Source organism: Plastoroseomonas arctica (genome assembly GCF_018128965.1).
GTDB classification, from domain to species: domain Bacteria; phylum Pseudomonadota; class Alphaproteobacteria; order Acetobacterales; family Acetobacteraceae; genus Plastoroseomonas; species Plastoroseomonas arctica.
The window spans coordinates 26484-44163 of the sequence record NZ_JAAEDH010000009.1 but is presented as its reverse complement, the minus strand read 5'-3'; the positions used below and the strand labels follow the sequence as shown (position 1 = coordinate 44163).

At 71.2% G+C, this 17680-nt stretch carries 16 protein-coding genes; 7 read left to right on the top strand and 9 right to left on the bottom strand.

Annotation, left to right across the window (positions count from 1 at the left end; translation table 11 throughout):
• Positions 1 to 2 precede the first annotated feature (2 nt).
• The 5 genes from GXW79_RS21765 to GXW79_RS09545 are packed head-to-tail and all read right to left on the bottom strand — an operon-like array spanning position 3 to position 6594.
• Complete coding sequence (locus tag GXW79_RS21765) at positions 3 to 1505, bottom strand: hydrogenase large subunit (protein WP_211874161.1); 1503 nt, start codon at positions 1503 to 1505, stop codon at positions 3 to 5.
• Positions 1502 to 2923, bottom strand: coding sequence for a hydrogenase 4 subunit F (locus GXW79_RS09560; RefSeq protein ID WP_211874160.1), 1422 nt, complete (start codon positions 2921 to 2923; stop codon positions 1502 to 1504). The genes GXW79_RS21765 and GXW79_RS09560 overlap by 4 nt, the downstream gene beginning before the upstream one ends.
• On the bottom strand, positions 2923 to 3588 hold the full coding sequence (locus GXW79_RS09555; protein WP_211874159.1) for a hydrogenase-4 component E: 666 nt from the start codon (positions 3586 to 3588) through the stop codon (positions 2923 to 2925). The genes GXW79_RS09560 and GXW79_RS09555 overlap by 1 nt, the downstream gene beginning before the upstream one ends.
• Positions 3588 to 4547, bottom strand: coding sequence for a respiratory chain complex I subunit 1 family protein (locus GXW79_RS09550; protein WP_367614863.1), 960 nt, complete (start codon positions 4545 to 4547; stop codon positions 3588 to 3590). Before GXW79_RS09550 ends, GXW79_RS09555 begins: the two co-directional genes overlap by 1 nt.
• A gap of 1 nt (position 4548) precedes the next feature.
• The gene (locus GXW79_RS09545; RefSeq protein ID WP_211874158.1) at positions 4549 to 6594 is read right to left on the bottom strand and encodes a proton-conducting transporter transmembrane domain-containing protein; all 2046 of its coding nucleotides are present in this window, start codon (positions 6592 to 6594) and stop codon (positions 4549 to 4551) included.
• Between the two features lie 88 nt (positions 6595 to 6682).
• Here GXW79_RS09545 and GXW79_RS09540 point away from each other — a divergent pair, with 88 nt between their 5' ends.
• The 3 genes from GXW79_RS09540 to GXW79_RS09530 all read left to right on the top strand — a co-directional run bounded on the left by GXW79_RS09540 (position 6683) and on the right by GXW79_RS09530 (position 10226).
• Positions 6683 to 7234, top strand: coding sequence for a TRAP transporter small permease subunit (locus tag GXW79_RS09540; protein ID WP_211874157.1), 552 nt, complete (start codon positions 6683 to 6685; stop codon positions 7232 to 7234).
• The gene (locus GXW79_RS09535) at positions 7231 to 8640 is read left to right on the top strand and encodes a TRAP transporter large permease (RefSeq protein WP_211874156.1); all 1410 of its coding nucleotides are present in this window, start codon (positions 7231 to 7233) and stop codon (positions 8638 to 8640) included. Before GXW79_RS09540 ends, GXW79_RS09535 begins: the two co-directional genes overlap by 4 nt.
• A gap of 335 nt (positions 8641 to 8975) precedes the next feature.
• On the top strand, positions 8976 to 10226 hold the full coding sequence (locus tag GXW79_RS09530) for an MFS transporter (RefSeq protein ID WP_211874155.1): 1251 nt from the start codon (positions 8976 to 8978) through the stop codon (positions 10224 to 10226).
• A gap of 9 nt (positions 10227 to 10235) precedes the next feature.
• Here GXW79_RS09530 and GXW79_RS09525 read toward each other — a convergent pair whose 3' ends face one another.
• The gene (locus GXW79_RS09525) at positions 10236 to 11159 is read right to left on the bottom strand and encodes a ketopantoate reductase family protein (protein ID WP_211874154.1); all 924 of its coding nucleotides are present in this window, start codon (positions 11157 to 11159) and stop codon (positions 10236 to 10238) included.
• Positions 11160 to 11250: 91 nt separating this feature from the next.
• Here GXW79_RS09525 and GXW79_RS09520 point away from each other — a divergent pair, with 91 nt between their 5' ends.
• From GXW79_RS09520 to GXW79_RS09510, 3 genes are read left to right on the top strand one after another with little or no spacing between them, the layout of a single operon-like run.
• The gene (locus tag GXW79_RS09520; RefSeq protein ID WP_211874153.1) at positions 11251 to 12177 is read left to right on the top strand and encodes a BKACE family enzyme; all 927 of its coding nucleotides are present in this window, start codon (positions 11251 to 11253) and stop codon (positions 12175 to 12177) included.
• 1 nt (position 12178) lies between these two features.
• On the top strand, positions 12179 to 13012 hold the full coding sequence (locus tag GXW79_RS09515) for an aldo/keto reductase (protein ID WP_211874152.1): 834 nt from the start codon (positions 12179 to 12181) through the stop codon (positions 13010 to 13012).
• 2 nt (positions 13013 to 13014) lie between these two features.
• Positions 13015 to 14358: an amidase gene (locus GXW79_RS09510; protein ID WP_211874151.1), complete on the top strand. Its 1344-nt coding sequence runs from the start codon at positions 13015 to 13017 to the stop codon at positions 14356 to 14358.
• On the opposite strand, the gene GXW79_RS09505 is transcribed toward GXW79_RS09510, so the two are convergent.
• The 3 genes from GXW79_RS09505 to GXW79_RS09495 all read right to left on the bottom strand — a co-directional run bounded on the left by GXW79_RS09505 (position 14342) and on the right by GXW79_RS09495 (position 16497).
• On the bottom strand, positions 14342 to 15001 hold the full coding sequence (locus GXW79_RS09505; protein ID WP_211874150.1) for a hypothetical protein: 660 nt from the start codon (positions 14999 to 15001) through the stop codon (positions 14342 to 14344). The genes GXW79_RS09510 and GXW79_RS09505 overlap by 17 nt on opposite strands.
• Positions 14998 to 15894 (bottom strand): L-threonate dehydrogenase, encoded by an 897-nt coding sequence (gene ltnD / locus GXW79_RS09500; protein WP_211874149.1) that lies wholly within the window; start codon positions 15892 to 15894, stop codon positions 14998 to 15000. Before ltnD ends, GXW79_RS09505 begins: the two co-directional genes overlap by 4 nt.
• A 168-nt stretch (positions 15895 to 16062) precedes the next feature.
• A complete protein-coding gene (locus tag GXW79_RS09495; protein ID WP_211874148.1) occupies positions 16063 to 16497 on the bottom strand; it encodes a hypothetical protein in 435 nt (144 codons plus the stop codon).
• Positions 16498 to 16723: 226 nt separating this feature from the next.
• On the opposite strand from GXW79_RS09495, the gene GXW79_RS09490 reads away from it, so the two are divergent.
• Positions 16724 to 17656 carry a ribose-phosphate pyrophosphokinase gene (locus GXW79_RS09490; protein ID WP_211874147.1) on the top strand — a complete coding sequence of 311 codons (933 nt, stop codon included), beginning with the start codon at positions 16724 to 16726 and terminating at the stop codon, positions 17654 to 17656.
• Positions 17657 to 17680: the final 24 nt, after the last annotated feature.

Sequence of the window (17680 nt, the reverse complement as noted above, 5' to 3'; positions counted from 1 at the left end):
GCTCATAGGTCCACCCCGGAATAGCTGGCGTTGATGCTTTTGTTGATGAGCGGGAAGTCGGCGACGATGTTGTCGCGCACGGCGGCTTCGAGCAGCGGCCAGTGGAGCCAGGAGGGGTCGCGCAGGAAGACGGATCGGATCAGCCCGCCATCGTCGAGGCGGAGCCAGGCGAGGCATTCGCCGCGGAAGCCCTCGACGAGCGCCGCACCCTCGCCGGCGCGCTGCGGCATCGGGGCGGCGAGGTCGCCCGCGGGCATATGGTCGAGCAGGGCGGTCATCAGCCGGATCGCTTCGGGCAGTTCAAGGCGACGGATGCGGGCGCGGGCATCGACATCGCCGGTGGTGAGCGTCGGGATGATGGGCGGGTTTGCGTCATAGGGCGGGTAGGGCAGGGCGGTGCGCGCGTCGAAGGCGCGGCCCGAGGCGCGGCCGACAGGACCGCCGGCGCCAAAGCGCGCGACCAACGCGGCATCGAGAGAGCCGGTGCCGACGACGCGGTCCTGCAGGCTCGCATGGGTGTCGTAGACGCGCGCCAGCGCGGGCAGCTCCGCGGTGATGGCGTCGAGTGCCACCAGCAGCGCGTCGCGGCCATCGGGCGCGATGTCCTGGGCAACGCCACCGGGGATGATGGCGTCCATCATCAACCGGTGGCTAAAGGCCAGGCGGGTCGCGCGCAGCAGGCCCTCGCGCAGCGTGGCGCAGCGCGCGTGGATATAGGCGAATGCCGCGTCGTTGCAGATGAAGCCGAAATCATTGAGGTGATTGTGGATGCGCTCGGCCTCGGCCATCACGCCGCGCAGCGCGGCGGCGCGCGGCGGCGCGGTCACGCCCATCGCGGCCTCGGCGGCGCGGGCGAAGGCGAAGGCGTGGGCGACGGTGCTGTCGCCCGACAGGCGCGCGGCATAGCGTGCCGCGGCGCGCGGCGAGCGGCCGAGCATGAGGCTCAGCGTGCCCTTGTGCGTGTAGCCAAGCCGCGCCTCGAGCCGCACCACGATCTCGCCCTGGACGTGGAAGCGGAAATGGCCGGGCTCGATGATGCCGGCATGGACGGGGCCGACGGGAATCTGGTGGACGCCCTCGCCCTCGACAGGGAGGAATTGCGGGTCCGGCGGGGCGGCGTTGTTCGGCGTTGGGCGCGTGGCCATCGGCGCGGTGACGGCCCAGCGGCCATGGTCGAGCCAGGGGCGGAGATCGATGCCGCCGACGGCCTCCAGCCCCCAGAGGTCGCGCACCATCCGCTCGAAACGGACGGCGCCGGGCCGGGCGGGGGAGAGGGCGGCGTAGCGCCCCTCGGCGGCCGGCGCGCTGGCCAGCAGCAGGGCGGGCGTGGTCTCGTCGAAGAATGCGGCATGGACCAGGCCGGGGTCGGCCCAGAGCGCCAGCAGCGCGAGGCCCGGTTCCAGGGCGAGGGCTTCGGGCAGGGCGTCCCAGGCGCTCGGCGTGAGCAGGTGCCGCGCGCCATCGCGGGGTGCGGCGGTGATCAGGGTGCTCGCCGCGCCGCTCACCGGATCAGCCCCGCGGCGTCGCGCAGCAGGCTGGCGAGGAAGGCGGGCATCGCCAGCGCGAGCCACACCGCGAGGCCCAGGTGCAGCCACAGCGGCAGGGTGGCAGCGACGGTCGTCCGCGCCCCCTGCACGTCCGGGGTCGGCGCACCCAGGCACAGCGATTGCAGCGCGCTCACTAGCGCGGCGGCCGCCGTGAGCAGCGCGATGCCGAGCGGGAGCGCAAGCCAGGGGTTCGTCGCCATGGCCTCCGCCACCAGCCCGAATTCCGAGACGAAGAGCAGGAAGGGCGGCAGCCCCGCGATGCCGGCGATGGCGAGCGCGAGGCCCCAGCCGAGCCCCGGGTGGCTCGCGATCAGCCCGCCGATCGCGGCCATCTTCTGGCTGCCCTTGAGGATGCTCGCCTGGCCCACGCCGAAGAAGATCGCGCTCTTGATCAGCGAATGTCCGAGCATGTGCAGCAGCCCCGCCAGGGTCGCCGCACCGCCGATGCCGAAGGCGAGGGCGGCGAGGCCCATATGCTCGATGCTGCTCCAGGCAAACAGGCGCCGGGCATCCGCGCGGCGCCAGAGCGCGAGCGAAGCCAGCAGCGCCGAGGCGAGACCGAGGGCGATCATGAAGGGGCCGGTGGCGAGCGTGTCGGGATTGCCGCCAATGATGGATTTGCCCCGCAGCACCGCGTGCATCGCCGCGTTGAGCAGCAGGCCGGACAGCACCGCAGAGATGGCGGTCGGGCCCTCGGCATGCGCGTCGGGCAGCCAGGAATGCAGCGGCACCAGCCCGGACTTGGTCCCGTAGCCGACCAGGAGGAACACGAAGGCGAGGTTGAGCAGCCCGGCATCCATCTGCGCCGCCGCACCGTTGAGCGCCTGCCAGGACAGGCCGGCCTCGCCCAGCACCGGCTGCGCGGCGACATAAAGCAAGATCGTGCCGAACAGCGCGAGCGCGATGCCGACGCCGCACAGGATGAAGAATTTCCACGCCGCCTCGATCGCCGCCGGCGTGCGGTGGATGGCCACCATCAGGACGGTCGCGATGGTCGCGATCTCGATGGCGACCCACATCACGCCGAGATTGTCGGCAAGAAGGGCCAGCGCCTGCGCGCCCATGAAGATCTGGAAGGCGGCGTGGTAGGCGCGCGCGCCCAGCGCATCGAGGCCCTCGGCATCCAGCGTCGCGGCCGAATACACCGCCGTCGTCAGTCCGACGACGAAGCCCACAGCCAGCAAGGGCAGGTTCAGCGCGTCCAGATGCGTCCAGCCGGACAGACCCGCGGGCTCGCCGAAGGCGGTGAGCGCGAGGACGAGCGAGACGGCGGAAACGCCGATGTTCACCCGCGCCGCCAGCCGCCCATTGGGGATCGCCGCCAGCACCAGCGCGCCGAGCCAGGGGAAGAACACGATGGCCCAGGGCAGCGGCATCAGCCCTGCTCCCCGCGATGGCGGTGCAGCGCCTGGGTGTCGAGGCTCTGCAGCCGCTCGCGCATCAGCAGCGCGATGACGGCGGCCACGACCGCGAGCATCAGCACCAGCGCCGCGGTCGACAGCTCCACCACCAGCGGCATCCCCGCAGCACCGATCGCGGCCAGCAGCAGCCCATTTTCTACCCCCATCAGCCCGATCACCTGGGCGATGGCGTTGCGCCGGGAGATCATCATCAGCATCCCCAGCAGCACCACCGAGAGCGCGAGGGCCAAATCCTCCCGCGCCAGCGCATGCGCCCCGGCGGTCGCCGGCAGCACCACTAGGATGGCGAGGGCCACCAGCATCACCCCGCCGATCATCGTCGCGCCGATGCCGAGCGCGGGCTCCGCACTGCCTTCGAGATCCAGGCGCTTCAGCACCAGGCGCAGCGCGAGCGGGATCGCCACCGCCTTGGCCGCGAAGGCGATCGCGGCGGTGAGGAACAGCCCCGGCTCGCCCTGCGCGATCCCCTGCCAGGCGGCGGCCAGCGCCACCAGCACGCCCTGCATGGCGAAGGCGTTGATCACCGCGGCGAGGCGACGCTGGTAGAGCAGCATGAACGAGATCAGCAGCACCCCGCCCCCGAGCAGATGCGCGATGTCGTAGGCGAGGTTGCCCAGCATCACGCGAAACCCGTCGAGAGGAACAGGAACACCGCCGCGAGCAGCCCGAGCAGCAGCGCAGCGCCGAGGAATTCCGGCACCCTGAACACCCGCATCTTGGCCAGCGCGCTCTCGAACACCGCCAGCGCGAAGCCGAGCGCAGCAAGCTTCGTCGCGAAGGCGGCAATCCCCACCAGCCAGGACAGCGGCCCAGAGCCTGGCGAGGCCAAGCCTACGGGAAAGAAGATCGTCGCGATCAGGCTCAGCCACAGCATCAGTCGCAGCGCGGACTGGTAGTCCCAGAGCGCGAGCTGCTCGCCGCTCGCCTCCAGGATCATCGCCTCATGCACCATGGTGAGCTCGAGGTGGGTCGAGGGGTTGTCCACGGGGATGCGTGCATTTTCCGAGACGGCGACGGCCAGCATGGCGATGAAGGTGAGTGCGAGGGAGACGCGCACGCCCACCGCGCCGTCCTGGAAGCTGCCGGCGATGGCATCGACATTGGTGGTGCCGGCGATGATGGAGAAGGTGAGCGCGGCCAGGATCAGCGCCGGTTCGGCGAAGGCGGCGAAGGCCATCTCGCGCGCGGCACCCAGGCCGCCGAAGGGCGTGCCGGCATCGAGCCCGGCCAGCGCCATCGCCACCCGCCCGAGCGCCAGAAGCCCCGCGATCAGCAACAGGTCCGCGAGCGGGGCCAGCACCATCCCACGCGCGAAGGAGGGAATGAGGAAGGCCGCGAGCAGCGCACTCGCGACTGCGACGAAGGGTGCCACATGGGTGACCGCGGAGGCGGTCTCGGCCACCACCGCGCGCTTGCCCAGCAGCTTGCGCAGGTCCCGCCAGGGCTGCAGCGGGTGCGGGCCGCGCCGGCCCATCAGCCGCGCCTTGGCCAGCCGGATGAGCCCGAGCAGCAGCGGCGCGCCGGCGAGGATCAGCGCCATGTGCAGCAATTGCGTGAGGATGCCGGCGAGGGTTTCCACTTCAGCCGCGTTCCAGCACGGCGACCAGCGCCAGCATCGCGATGAGCAGGGAGAAGCTCAGCATTAGGCATTGCCGGATGGAGAGGTCGCGCAGCCGCTCCGCTGTCCCGGCCAGCGCGTCGCGCAGCCTCGCCAGCGGGGCCAGCAGGTAGGGGAAGGCCGGGTCCTCGGCGCAGGTGGCGATGGTGGCGGCGCGCGGGTCGCCCGGGTCGGGCATGGTCACGCGCTCCTCCGCACCCAGCAGCGCGCCGCCTAGCATCCGCCGCAGAGGCTGCGCGAGGCCGGCCGCGGAGGGCTGGGTCAGCGGATCGCCGAAGGGCAAGTGCGGAGGGGGTGCCATGAAGCCGCAGGCCCAGGCCGGGCCGGTGGTGAAGCCCCGCGCTCCCCTCGCGCGAAGTGCCACGACCACCGCGCCCGCGATGAGCGCGAGCAGCAGGAATACCCCCGCCGGCCAGAGCCTTGCCGCGCCGTCGCCGGCCGCGAGTCCGAGGGCCGCCATCACCGGCCGGCCCGCGCCGCCCGAGAGCAGCCGCACCCCGCCCGCCGCCAGGTCGAGCAGCGGCGCAGGCAGGATGCCGAACGCGACGGTGAGTGCCGCCAGCCCGACGAGTGCGATGCGCTCCGCCCCCGGATGTTCGGATGCCCCCGCCGCGCGCGGCGTGCGCGGCCGCCCGAGGAAGGCCATTCCCACGAAGCGGACCATGGCCGCGGCCGCGAGTGCGGCCGACAGCGCGGCGATGGCGGTGGCGGCCGCGACGGTGATCTGGAAGCCCAGCGCGCCGGTGCGCCAGCCGGCGAGGAGGGATTGCAGCAGCAGCCATTCTGAGGCGAAGCCCGACAGCGGCGGCAGCGCGGCCGCGGCCCCGGCGCCGACCATCACCGCCGCAGCCGTCCAGGGCATCGGCCGGATCAGCCCGCCCATCGAGTCCAGCCGCCGCGTCAGCGCGGCGTGCAGCACCGCGCCGGCGCCCAGGAACAGCAGCGTCTTGAACACCCCGTGATTCAGCGCGTGCAACAGCGCCGCCCCCGCCGCGAGTGCCGCCAGCGGCGCGAGATCCGCCCCCCGGAACGCCAGCACAAGCCCCATCGCCATCACGATCAGGCCGATATTCTCGATGGTGGAGCAGGCGAGCAGCACCTTGCTGTCCTCCTCCATATTCGCCCGCAGCGCGCCGAGCAGGGCGGAGGCCGCCCCGAGCGCCAGCAGCGGCGCGCCCCACCACAACGGCTGCGCCGGGCCGCACAGGTCGAACAACACCCGCGCCATGACGTAGAGCGCGACCTTGGTCATGGCGCCGGACATCACCGCCGAGACATGGCTCGGCGCGGCGGGATGGGCGAGCGGCAGCCAGGCGTGGAACGGCACCAGCCCCGCCTTGGCCCCCGCGCCGGCCAGCACGAGGCCCAGGATCAGCGTCGCGCGCAGCCCCTCGGGCGGCGTTTCGCGCAGTGCGGCGAAGCCCACCGCCTCCGGCCCGATCGCGAGCAGGCCGACGACCGGGATCAGGCAGGCGGCGGCGAAGATCGCGAAGACCAGATAGAGGCGCGCGGCGCGGCGGTTCTCGGCGCGGTCATGCTCGGCCGCGACCAGCGCCCAGGAGGCGAGTGACATCGCCTCGAAGCCCAGCAGCAGGGTGAAGGCGTCGGCCGCGGCCAGCGTCAGCGCCATGGCGGCGAGAAACAGGGGCCAGGGCACCAGCAGCCGCGCGGGCATGGCCCCCCCGCCATAGCCCAGGGCCGCGAGCGAGGAGGCCCCGCCCGAGAGCCCCAGGATCAGCAGGAACCAGGCGGAAAGGCCATCGAGTGCGACCATCGACGGCCCCCAGAAGGGACCGAAGGGCAGCGCCAGCGCCGGTGCCGCGGGCAGGACCAGGGCCAGGACCGCCACCGCGCAGAACCCGCCGCAAACCGCCGCCGTCCCGGCGTGCACCACCCCGGCCGTCCTGGACGCGCGCACCGCCCCCACCGCCGCGAGCGCGAGCAGCGCGGCCAGCAGGGTCAGAAGCGCCGTCAGCACGGCGGGCGGAGTCGCGCGGTGGTCACCCAACGAGCCTATCCGCTCGGGGCCGCTGCCGCGAGGGGCACGCGTCGCGGCACCTTTGCAGATCAGGGACATGGGGCTAGGAACGCGCGCAATGCACGCCCTCCTTGCCTTCAGCCGCGCGACAGACGCGGTCAGTGAGCGCTTCGGCCGTATCGCGGACTGGATGGTGCTGGGCGCCTGTGCCGTCAGTGCCGGCAATGCCTTCCTGCGCTACGGCGTCTCGGTCTCCTCGAATGCGTGGCTCGAGCTGCAGTGGTATCTGTTCGCCGGCGTGGTGATGCTCGGCGCCTCGCACACGCTGTTCCGCAACGAGCATGTGCGGGTGGATATCCTCTACGGCTGGGTCGCCCCGCGCACGCGGCTGTGGATCGATATCCTGGGGCTGATCGTGTTCCTGCTGCCGGCCATGGCGCTGCTCGCCTGGATGACCTGGCCCCAGTTCCTCGACAGCTTCCTGCGCGGCGAGATGTCGGGCAATCCCGGCGGGCTGATCCGCTGGCCGGCCAAGCTTCTGATGCCGTTGGGCTTCGCGCTGATGGTGGCGCAGGGCCTGTCGGAGCTGATCAAGCGCATCGCGGTGCTGCGCGGCGTGCCGACCGGCGGGACGCAGGTGTTCACGGAATATGCGCGGCCTGAGCAATGAGCGTTGAGATCATGCCGCCGCTGATGTTCGGCGGCCTCGTCGTGTTCCTGCTGGTGGGGTTCCCGGTGGCGTTCTCGCTCGCCGCAGTGGGGCTGTTCTTCGGCTTCCTCTCCATCGAGTTGGGCTTCTTCACCACCGCCTACCTCGGCAACCTCCCGCTGCGCGTCTTCGGCATCCTGTCGAACGAGCTGCTTCTCTCAATCCCCTTCTTCACGCTGATGGGCGCGATCCTGGAGCGCTGCGGCCTGGCCGAGGACCTGCTCGAGGGCACCGGCCAGCTGTTCGGCAAGGTGCCCGGCGGCCTCGCCTATGCCGTGATCCTGGTGGGCGCAGTGCTGGGGGCGATCACCGGCACGGTGGCGGCGAGCGTGATCGCGATGGGCATGATCAGCCTGCCGATCATGATGAAGTACGGCTACGACATGCGCATCGCGACAGGCGTCATTGCGGCGTCGGGCACCATCACCCAGGTGATCCCACCCAGCCTCGTGCTGATCGTGCTGGGCGACCAGCTGGGGCGCTCTGTGGGCGACATGTATGCGGGTGCGATCGGGCCCTCCATCCTGCAGGTGCTGCTGTTCCTGGGCTTCATCGGGGTCGTCAGCATCGTCGCACCCCACAAGGTGCCCCCCCTGCCGCCCGAGGCGCTGGGGCCGCGGGGATGGCCGCTCTACTGGCGCGTGCTGAAGGGCATGGTGCCCTCGATCGTGCTGATCTTCCTCGTGCTCGGCACCATCTTCATGGGCCTGGCCACGCCGACCGAAGCCGGTGCCATGGGCGTCGTCGGCGCCATCCTGCTGGCGATGCTCAACCGCACCTACACCTGGGCGCTGCTGCGCGAGGCCATGGGCAACACCATGCGCATCACCACCATGGTGATGTTCATCCTCATCGGCGCCACCGTCTTCTCCCTGGTCTTCCAAGGCGTCGACGGCGGACGCTGGCTCGAGCACCTGCTCACCGCACTGCCCGGCGGACAGACGGGGTTCCTGATCTTCGTCAACATCTTCATCTTCTTCCTGGCCTTCTTCCTCGACTTCTTCGAGATCGCCTTCATCATCATCCCGCTGCTGGCCCCGATCGCCACGAAGCTCGGCATCGATCTGGTCTGGTTCGGGGTGCTGATCTGCGTGAACATGCAGACCAGCTTCATGCATCCGCCATTCGGCTTCGCGCTGTTCTACCTGCGCGGCATCGCGCCGAAGGAGGTGCGCAGCGCCGACATCTACTGGGGCGCGCTGCCCTGGGTGGGGCTGCAGCTCATCCTCGTGCTGGTCATCATCCTTTGGCCGGAGAGCGTGACCTACTGGATCGACCACGGCACCGGTGTGGACCCGGCCTCCGTCACCATAACTGTGCCGCCCGAGCAGTCGGAGGAGGACAGCGCGGCGCCGGTGTTCCGGTAGGGCGTAAGGCGGGGGGGCTCCGCCCCCCTTCGACGTATACGTCGAAGCCCCGCCGGGGATCGCGCCGATCCCCGGGCCCCTGCGTGTGTTGGCCCCGGGCTTGGGAGCGCTGTGCTTGCTTGAAGCGGCGGGGTGGGAGGGGGCGAGTGCGGTGCCAATGCTGCGGGAACTCCCTCGATGCGCCCTCCTCCCCCCCCCGGCTCGCCGCCGGCGAGACTCCCCTCTCAAATCCAAGAACTAACAGAGGGAGGTCCAGGATCGCCACGATCCTGGCGGGGTCCAGGGGCAGCGCCCCTGGCCTTGCTTCCTTCCCGAACACCCCGGAGAATTGCGCCATGGGCGCGGACGACAAGCACGGCGAAGCCGGCACGAGCAGCATCGAGACGCGCCAATCCTGGACCGTCGCCCTGGCCGCCGTCGCCATGCTCGCGCTCGCGGCGGGTGGGCCCATGACGGTGGTGATCGGCCTGGTGCCCATCGCGGAGACGCTGGGCGGCGGCCGGTCGTTGCCCTCGCTGGCGACGTCGCTCGCCTATTTCGGCACGGGCCTGGGCGGCGTGCTGTGCGGATTGCTGGCCGGGCGGTTCGGGCAGCGCGCAGTGGCCATGTTGGGCGGCTTCGCGATCTTCATGGGCCTGGCGATCGCCTCGCTGGCGGAGCCCTGGTCGCTGCTGGTGGGCATCGGCATCGGCGTCGGGCTGTTCGGCAACGGCGCGCTGTTCCCGCCCATGCTGGCCTATGTGTCGCTGTGGTTCGACCGGCGGCGGGGTACCGCACTCGCCCTCGTCTCGTCGGGGCAATACATCGCCGGCTTCGTGTGGCCATCGGTGTTCGAGCGATCCATCGCCGCCATCGGCTGGCGTTGGACCATGCTGGCCTATGGCGTCGGGGCGGCGGCGATCATCCTTGCACTTGCGGCGCTGGTGGTGCGGCCGGCGCCCGTCCAGCTTGCCGGTGCGGGCACGCTCCGCTCGGTCCCCGGGGCGCGCGTGCTGGGGATGCGGCCGAACTTGGCGCTGGCGCTGATGGCGTTGGCCAGCTTCTTGTGCTGCGTGCCCATGGCGATGCCGGCGTCGCACCTGGTGGCGCTGTGCGGCGACCTGGGCATCCGCACCTCGGTGGGGGCGGCGATGCTTTCGGTGCTGCTGCTCGCGGCCTTCGTCGCGCGGCAATTCTGGGGCTGGCTGTCGGACCGGATCGGCGGGTTGTGGACCGTGCTCATCGGCGGCGTGGCGCAGACCTTTGGGATGATGGGCTTCCTCGCGACGCAGGACGAGGCCGGGCTGTTCTTCGCGGCCGCGGCCTACGGGCTTGGCTTCGGGGGGATCGTGCCGGCCTATGTGCTGGCGGTGCGGGAGCTGTTCCCTGCGGTCGAGGTCAGCTGGCGGGTGCCGGCGCTGCTGCTGTGCAGCCTGACGGGGATGGCCTTCGGCGCCTGGCTGGCCGGTGCGATCTACGATGCGGTGGGCTTCTACGCGGCGGCCTGGTGGGCCGGTATCGCGTTCAACATCGCGCAGGTGTTGCTGGTCGGCGCTCTGGTGCTCCGCCAGCGCGGCGGGCGGTCGCTCTCGCCTGCGCTCGCCTAGGCCAGGGCCTCAGCGCCCAGCGGCGCGACGCTGCTCATAGGCCTTGGCGTGGATGAAGGCCGCCTCGTGCAGTTCGTCGGGCACTCCGGCGCGGCGCGCCGCGTCGAACAGGAAGCCCAGGATGTGGTCCGCCTCGATGCGGTTTCCGCCCTCGATGTCGCGCAGCATCGAGGCCGCGTATTGGCTGGCCGGGTCGGAGAAGACCTGCGTGTATTCGGCGAGGAAGCCGGGGCGGACGGGGTGGCCGTGATGCGCGGCGATGGCGATGTTGCGCTCCAGGATGCGCGCCATCAGCGCCACCCCGCCGGGGCTGCGCGCGATCTCGCCGACATTCGCGCGCATGAGCACGGTGGCCATCGCGCTGGTGCCCAGATGGGTGAGCTTCTCCCAAAGCCGCGCCATCACGTCCGGCACGGCCTCGGCGACCACGCCGGGAGCGGCGGCGAAGGCGTCGCGCAGCGCGAGGACGCGCGGCGAGAGGGTGCCATCGAGCTCGCCGAAGGTGATGTACCGCCAGTCGTTGAGGTGGCGGATCGCCCCTTCGGGCGTCAGCGTCGCCTGGATCTTCGCGAGCCCACCCAGCACATGCGGCGCGCCGACGATTTCCGTCAGCGTCTCGATATGCGCGAGGCCGTTGAGCACCGGCAGGATGGCGGTGTCAGCACCAACCGCCGGTCGAATCGCAGCCATGGCCGCCTCCAGGTCATACGCCTTGCAGGCGAGCAGGATGACGTCCCAGCCCGGGGTGGCCGCGGTCAGCGTGGTGACCGGGCGGTGGAAGGCGCCGAAGGGGCTGTCGATGCGCAGCCCCTGGTCCGCCAGCAGGGACGCGCGCGCGGGCCGCACCAGGAAGGCCACCTCCGCGCCGGCCTCGATCAGCCGCGCACCGAAATAGCCGCCGAGGGCGCCGGCGCCGAGGACCAGGATGCGCATGGAATCAACTCCTTTGCCGCAAGGCTAGGCGGCAGACGTGTTGCGGCCAAGCCGTGGCAGCGGCAGGATCGCGCCGACAGGGAGACGCACCATGGCCAAGATCATCATCAGCTGCGCCGTGACCGGCGCCATCCACACGCCCTCCATGAGCGACCACCTGCCCATCACCCCGCAGCAGATCGCCGAGCAGGCCATCGCCGCCGCCGAGGCCGGGGCCGCGATCCTGCACCTGCACGCGCGCAACCCCGAGGATGGCAGCCCCACGCCGGACCCGGCCGTGTTCATGCAGTTCCTGCCGACCATCAAGCAGTCCACCGACGCGGTGATCAACATCACCACCGGCGGCGGCCTGGGGATGACGCTGGACGAGCGCCTGGCCGCGCCGCTGCTGGCCAAGCCCGAGATGTGCAGCCTCAACATGGGCAGCATGAACTTCAACATCGCGCCCAGCGCGGCACGGGTGAAGACCTGGAAGCACGCCTGGGAGAAGCCGTATCTGGAGAACACGACCAACTACATTTTCCGCAATACCTTCCAGGATATAGAGCAGGTGGTGGAGCGGCTGGGCAAGGCGCACGGCACGCGGTTCGAGTTCGAATGCTACGATGTGGGGCACCTGTACAACCTGGCCCACATGCTCGATCGCGGCGTCGTCGAGGGGCCGCTCTTCGTGCAGACCATCTTCGGCATCCTGGGCGGCATCGGGGCGGAGCCGCGCAACCTGATGTTCATGAAGGAGACGGCGGAACGGCTGTTCGGCGACCAGTATGTCTGGTCGGTGCTCGCGGCCGGGCGCCACCAGATGCCGTTCACGACCATGGCGGGGATGCTGGGCGGCAATGTCCGCGTGGGGCTGGAGGACAGCCTTTGGCTGGGGAAAGGTGTCGCGGCGAAGTCGAATGCGGAGCAGGTGGCAAAAATCCGGCGCATCCTGGAGGAGCTCTCGCTCGAGATCGCCACGCCGGCCGAGGCGCGGGCGATGCTCGCGCTCAAGGGCGGCGACCTGGTGGGGTTCTGAGATGATCCCGCGCATCAGCTTCCCCGGCGGTGTGTCGGTGCCCGCGCTGGGGCAGGGCACCTGGCACATGGGCGAGGACGGAGCCTCGCGCGCGCGCGAGGCTGATGCCCTGCGCCTCGGGCTCGATCTGGGCATGACGGTGATCGACACCGCCGAGATGTACGCCGATGGCGCGGCCGAGGAGGTGGTGGGCGACGCCGTCGATGGGCGGCGCGCGGATGCCTTCATCGTCAGCAAGGTCTATCCGCACAATGCCTCGCGCAGCGGCGTGGTCGCGGCGTGCGAGCGCAGCCTGAAGCGGATGCGCGTGGAGAGCATCGACCTGTACCTGCTGCACTGGCGCGGCGCGGTGCCGCTCGCCGAGACGGTCGCGGGGTTCGAGGCGCTGGTCCAGGCCGGCAAGATCGCGCGCTGGGGTGTCTCCAATTGTGACGTCGATGATCTGGAGGAGCTGGGCGCGGCGCTGCCGGGATGTGCCACGGACCAGGTGCTCTACAGCCTCGAGAATCGCGGCATCGAGTTCGACCTGCTGCCGTTCTGCGCCAGGCACAGCATGCCGGTGATGGCCTATTCGCCGGTGGGACAGGGCGGGCGGCTATTGCGGGTGCCGGCGCTCATGGCCGTGGCCGCGCGCCATGGGCGGAGTGCGGCGCAGGTCGCACTCGCCTGGGCCATTCGCAGCGGCGGGGTCATGGCCATTCCGAAGGCCAGCGATGCGGCGCATGTGCGGGAGAATGCGGCGGCCGCCGCGCTGGTGCTCGATGATGAGGACCTCGCCGCGCTGGACGAGGCCTTTGCGCCGCCGTCGCGCAAGCGCGGGCTGGCGATGCTGTGACGATGATCGATCTCGCCCGAGCGTTGGCCGAAGGCCGCGTCAGCGCCGAAGCCCTGGTCGACCAGGCGCTGGACCGCATCGCGGATCCGGCCGGGGAGGGGGCGCTCGCCTTCATCAAGGTCCATGCCGAAAGCGCGCGGGCCACGGCGCGGGCGATGGATGCGCTGCGGGCCGCGGGGCGTGCGCCCTCCGCGCTCGCGGGCATCCCGATCAGCGTGAAGGATCTGTTCGACGAGGCCGGGGAGGTCACCGCGGCAGGCTCGGCGGTGCTGCTCGACGCGGCGCCGGCCAAGGCCACCGCGCCCTGCGTGCAGCGCCTGGTCCGCGCCGGCCTGGTGGTGCTCGGGCGCACCAACATGACGGAGTTCGCCTTCACCGGGCTCGGCGTGAACCCGCATTACGGCACGCCGGCGAGCCCGTGGGACCGCGCCTCGCGGCGGCTCCCGGGCGGCTCCTCCTCCGGGGCCGGGGTCGCGGTGGCCGATGGGATGGGCTTCGCAGCCCTGGGCAGCGACACCGGCGGGTCCTGCCGCATCCCGGCCGCGCTGAACGGCGTGGTGGGATGGAAGCCGACCGCGAAGCGAGTGCCGCTCACGGGCGTGCTGCCGCTGTCGCCGACGCTCGATTCGATCGGTCCGCTGGCGCGCAGCGTCGCCGATTGCGCGCTGGTCGATGCGCTGATGGCGGGTGGCGAGGATCCGCTGCCGCCCATCGCGCGCCCGCTGGCCGGGCTGCGGCTCGGGCTGCCGCGCGGCACCTACCTCACCGACGGGCTCGACGCGACGGTGGGCGCCGTGTTCTCCCGCGCGCTGACGCGGCTTTCGGCGGCCGGCGCGCGCATCGAGGAGTTCGAATGGCGCGGCCTCGCGGACATCCCGGCCGCGAATGCGACGGGCGGCTTTGCGGTCAGCGAGGCCTGGACCTGGCACCGCGCGCTGATCGCCGAGAAGGGGGACGGGTACGATCCGCGCATCCTCGCCCGGATCATGCGGGGGGAGGGCATGCGCGCGGCCGACTACATCACGCTGCGCGCCGACCGCGCGCGGATCATCGCGCAGGCCGCGATCCGCACCGCCCCCTTCGACGCGGTGATATGCCCGACCGTGCCGATGGTGCCGCCGCGCATCGCCGAGGTGGCGGAGGAGAGCGCCTACAACCGGATCAACATGGCGCTGCTGCGCAACCCGAGTGTGGCGAATTTCCTCGACCGCTGTGCGATCAGCCTGCCCTGCCACGTGGCCGGCGAGGCGCCTGTCGGGCTGATGCTGATGGGCGAGCACGGCGGCGACGGCGCGCTGTTCCAGGTGGCGGCCGGCGTCGAGGCGGCGCTCAGCGCTGACGCATGAAGATCCCGTAGAAGCGGACATTGTGTCCGCCGCACTGGTTGTTGTCGCGCAGCACCAGGTAGGGGCCGCGGCGGGTGCCGGTGACGGTGCACTCGGCGATCGGTTCATGCGCGGTGAAGCGGCTTGGTTCGAGCTGCACGGGTGAGTCGAGCTCGCCGTAGTTCACGGTCGTGAAGCCGCGCCAGAACGCCTCGCCGGTGATGCGCAGCGCAGCGTCGCCGCCGGCGAAGGTGACATGGGACATGCCGTCAAAGCCGTTCCACCGGCCGCGCAGGAAGGCCGCGTCGACCGCGGGGGCCTCGGGCTCCGGCGCCAGAGCCGCCTCGGGCAGGAAGCCGGTGATGAGCGTCCCGCGCCGGGTGCCGAAGTAGGCGCAGCGGAATCCGCGCCTGGGCGCGCTGGCCAGCACCGTGTCGCCGACCACCAGGTAGCCGGCGCGGCGCCAGGGGCAATCGCCGGTGGCGGGGCAAAGGCGGGCCTGGTCGAAAAGATTCTGGCGGGCGACGCGTATGCGGAACAGCGGGGCCGCGCTGTAGCGATCATCATAGGGGACGCAGGTTTCGCCGGGCGGGCCGGGTGGATCCCAGTCCTGCGCCCCCGCCGGCGCCGCGAGGAGCAGCAGCGCGAGCAGCCTCCGCTTCACGGCGCATCACCCGGCAGCTTGATGCCGGTGAGCGCCTGCCAGACCCGGATCACGAAGCCATCATCCTTCTGGCCCTGGCCCATCGCGCGAGCCGCGGTGAACAGCTGCTGCGCCTGGGCGGCGAGTGGCACCGGGAAATCGAGGCTGCGCGCCATGTCGGTGACCAGGCCCAGATCCTTGATGAAGATGTCGACCGCGCTGCGCGGCGCGTCGTCGCCGGTGAGCACGCGGGCCATGCGGTTCTCGAACATCCACGAATTGCCCGCCGCACTCGTCACCACGTCGTAGAGCGCCTGCGGATTGGCGCCGGCGCGGATGCCGAGTGCCATGGCCTCGGCGGCGACTGCGATGTGCACGCCGGCGAGAAGCTGGTGCACCACCTTCACCGTCGCGCCGATGCCGACCGCGTCGCCCAGGCGCCACACCTTGGTGGCGATGGCGTCGAGCACCGGCTGCGCGGCGTCGAACGCGGCCGCACTGCCGCTGGCCATGACCGTCATCGCGCCCTCCCGCGCCTTGGCTGCGCCGCCGGAGACCGGGGCGTCGAGCCAAAGCAGGCCCAGCGCCTCGGCGCGCGAGGCCAGGGCGCGGGCGCTGTCGGGTGCCATGGTGGCCGACGAGATCACCACCGCGCCGGGTGCCAGGTGCGCGGCCGCGCCGGACTCCCCGAAGATCGCCGCTTCGGTCTGCTGCGCATTGACGACGAGGAGGAGCAGCGCCTCGGTGCCCTTGGGAAGCTCGGCCGCGCTGGCGATTGCGGCACCGCCGGCGGCGGCGAACTCGGCCCGCGCGGCCTCGCGCATGTCGCAGCCGGTCACCGTGTGACCCGCCTTGAGCAGCGAAAGCGCGGCACCCATGCCCATGCTGCCCATCCCGATCACACCGACGCGCATCGCCCTGCCTCCCGCAATTTGGACCAGACTGGCCACGCCGCAGGCGGGCGGCAAGGATGATGGCGGGCGACGCGCTCAGCGCAGCGCGACCACCACCAGTTGCACCACTGCGACCACGCAGGCGAGGATCAGCGCGATGCGCGAGAGGACGTGGATCGGCGGCATGGTTCAGCGCATGCCCGTCATCGCCGCGGGGCCGCGCGCCTCGCCCTCATCGCGGCCCTGCGCGTCGCGGTAGCGGGCCGTGTCGCCGCGGCGCTCGATGCGGCCGACGACGCGGTTCTGCGGGTCGTAGCGCGTGGCGTCGCCGCCGCGCAGCTCCACCCGGCCGGTCGGGCGGTTCTGCGCGTCGAAGCTCGTGGTGGTGCCGCCGCGCACCTCGGAGCGGCCGGTGGCGCGGCCCTGCGCGTCGAAATGGCGGATCGTCGTGCCGCTGCGCTCGCTCCGCCCGGTCATGCGGCCGGTGAGGTCGTAGAAGGTGGTCGTGTTGCCGCGGGTCTCGGCCCGCCCCGTGGCGCGGCCCTGCGGGTCACGGAACTGCGTGGGCTGCGCATGCGCGGCCCAGGGTAGCAGCAGGAGCAAGGCGAGGAGCAGGCGGCGCATGGCGTGGGTCTCCGTGGCTGCGGCGGAGTTCGCCATGAGCGGCGGTCCTCGCGCAAGGGCGCGGCTTCGGGAACATCTCGCAAGGGCGCGGCTCGGGATCATCGCGCAAGGGCGCGGCTCGGGATCATCGCGCAAGGGCGCGGCTTGCGATTTACACGCGATGGTCACATTGCTATGCAGCCGTCGCGCGCGACCCCCGGCGCGCTGGCTGTGGAGCCTTGCCCGCATGAAGATCGTGGCCTGCAACAGCAACCGCCCCCTGGCCGAGGCGGTGGCCGCATCGCTGGGACTGCCGCTGACCAACGCCTCCGTGCGTCGCTTCGCCGACATGGAGATCTTCGTCGAGATCCATGAGAACGTGCGCGGCGAGGATGTGTTCGTCATTCAGAGCACGTCGTATCCCGCGAACGACAATCTCATGGAGCTTCTGATCACGCTCGACGCGCTGCGCCGCGCGAGTGCCAGGCGCATCACCGCCGTGATCCCATATTTCGGTTATGCCAGGCAGGACCGGAAATCGGGCTCCCGCACGCCGATCTCGGCCAAGCTGGTGGCGAACCTCATCACCGCGGCTGGTGCCAACCGCGTGCTCGCGATGGACCTGCACGCCGCCCAGATCCAGGGCTTCTTCGACATCCCCGTCGACAACCTCTTCGCCGCGCCGCTGTTCTCGCGCGACATCCAGGAGCGCTACCAGGGGCGCGAGCTGATGATCGTCTCCCCTGATGTCGGCGGCGTGGTGCGGGCGCGCGCCATTGCATCCCGCCTGGGCACCGACCTCGCCATCGTGGACAAGCGCCGCCCGCGGGCGGGGGTGTCCGAGGTGATGAACGTCATCGGCGAGGTCGAGGGTCGGCATTGCCTGCTGGTCGACGACATCGTCGATTCCGGCGGCACCCTGTGCAACGCGGCCGAGGCGCTGCTCAGCCGAGGGGCTAAATCGGCCGGCGTCTATGTCACGCACGGCGTGCTCTCGGGCGGCGCGGTGGCGCGCATCGGCGCTGCGCCGATCGAAAACATGACGGTGACGGATTCCATCATGGCGACCGAGGCGGTGCGCATCTCGCGCAACATCCGCCAGCTCACCATCGCCCCGCTGCTCGCTGAGGCGATGAAGCGCATCAGCGACGAAACCTCCGTCTCTTCCCTGTTCTGCTGAGGCGGCCTAGCCTTCGCGGGCAAC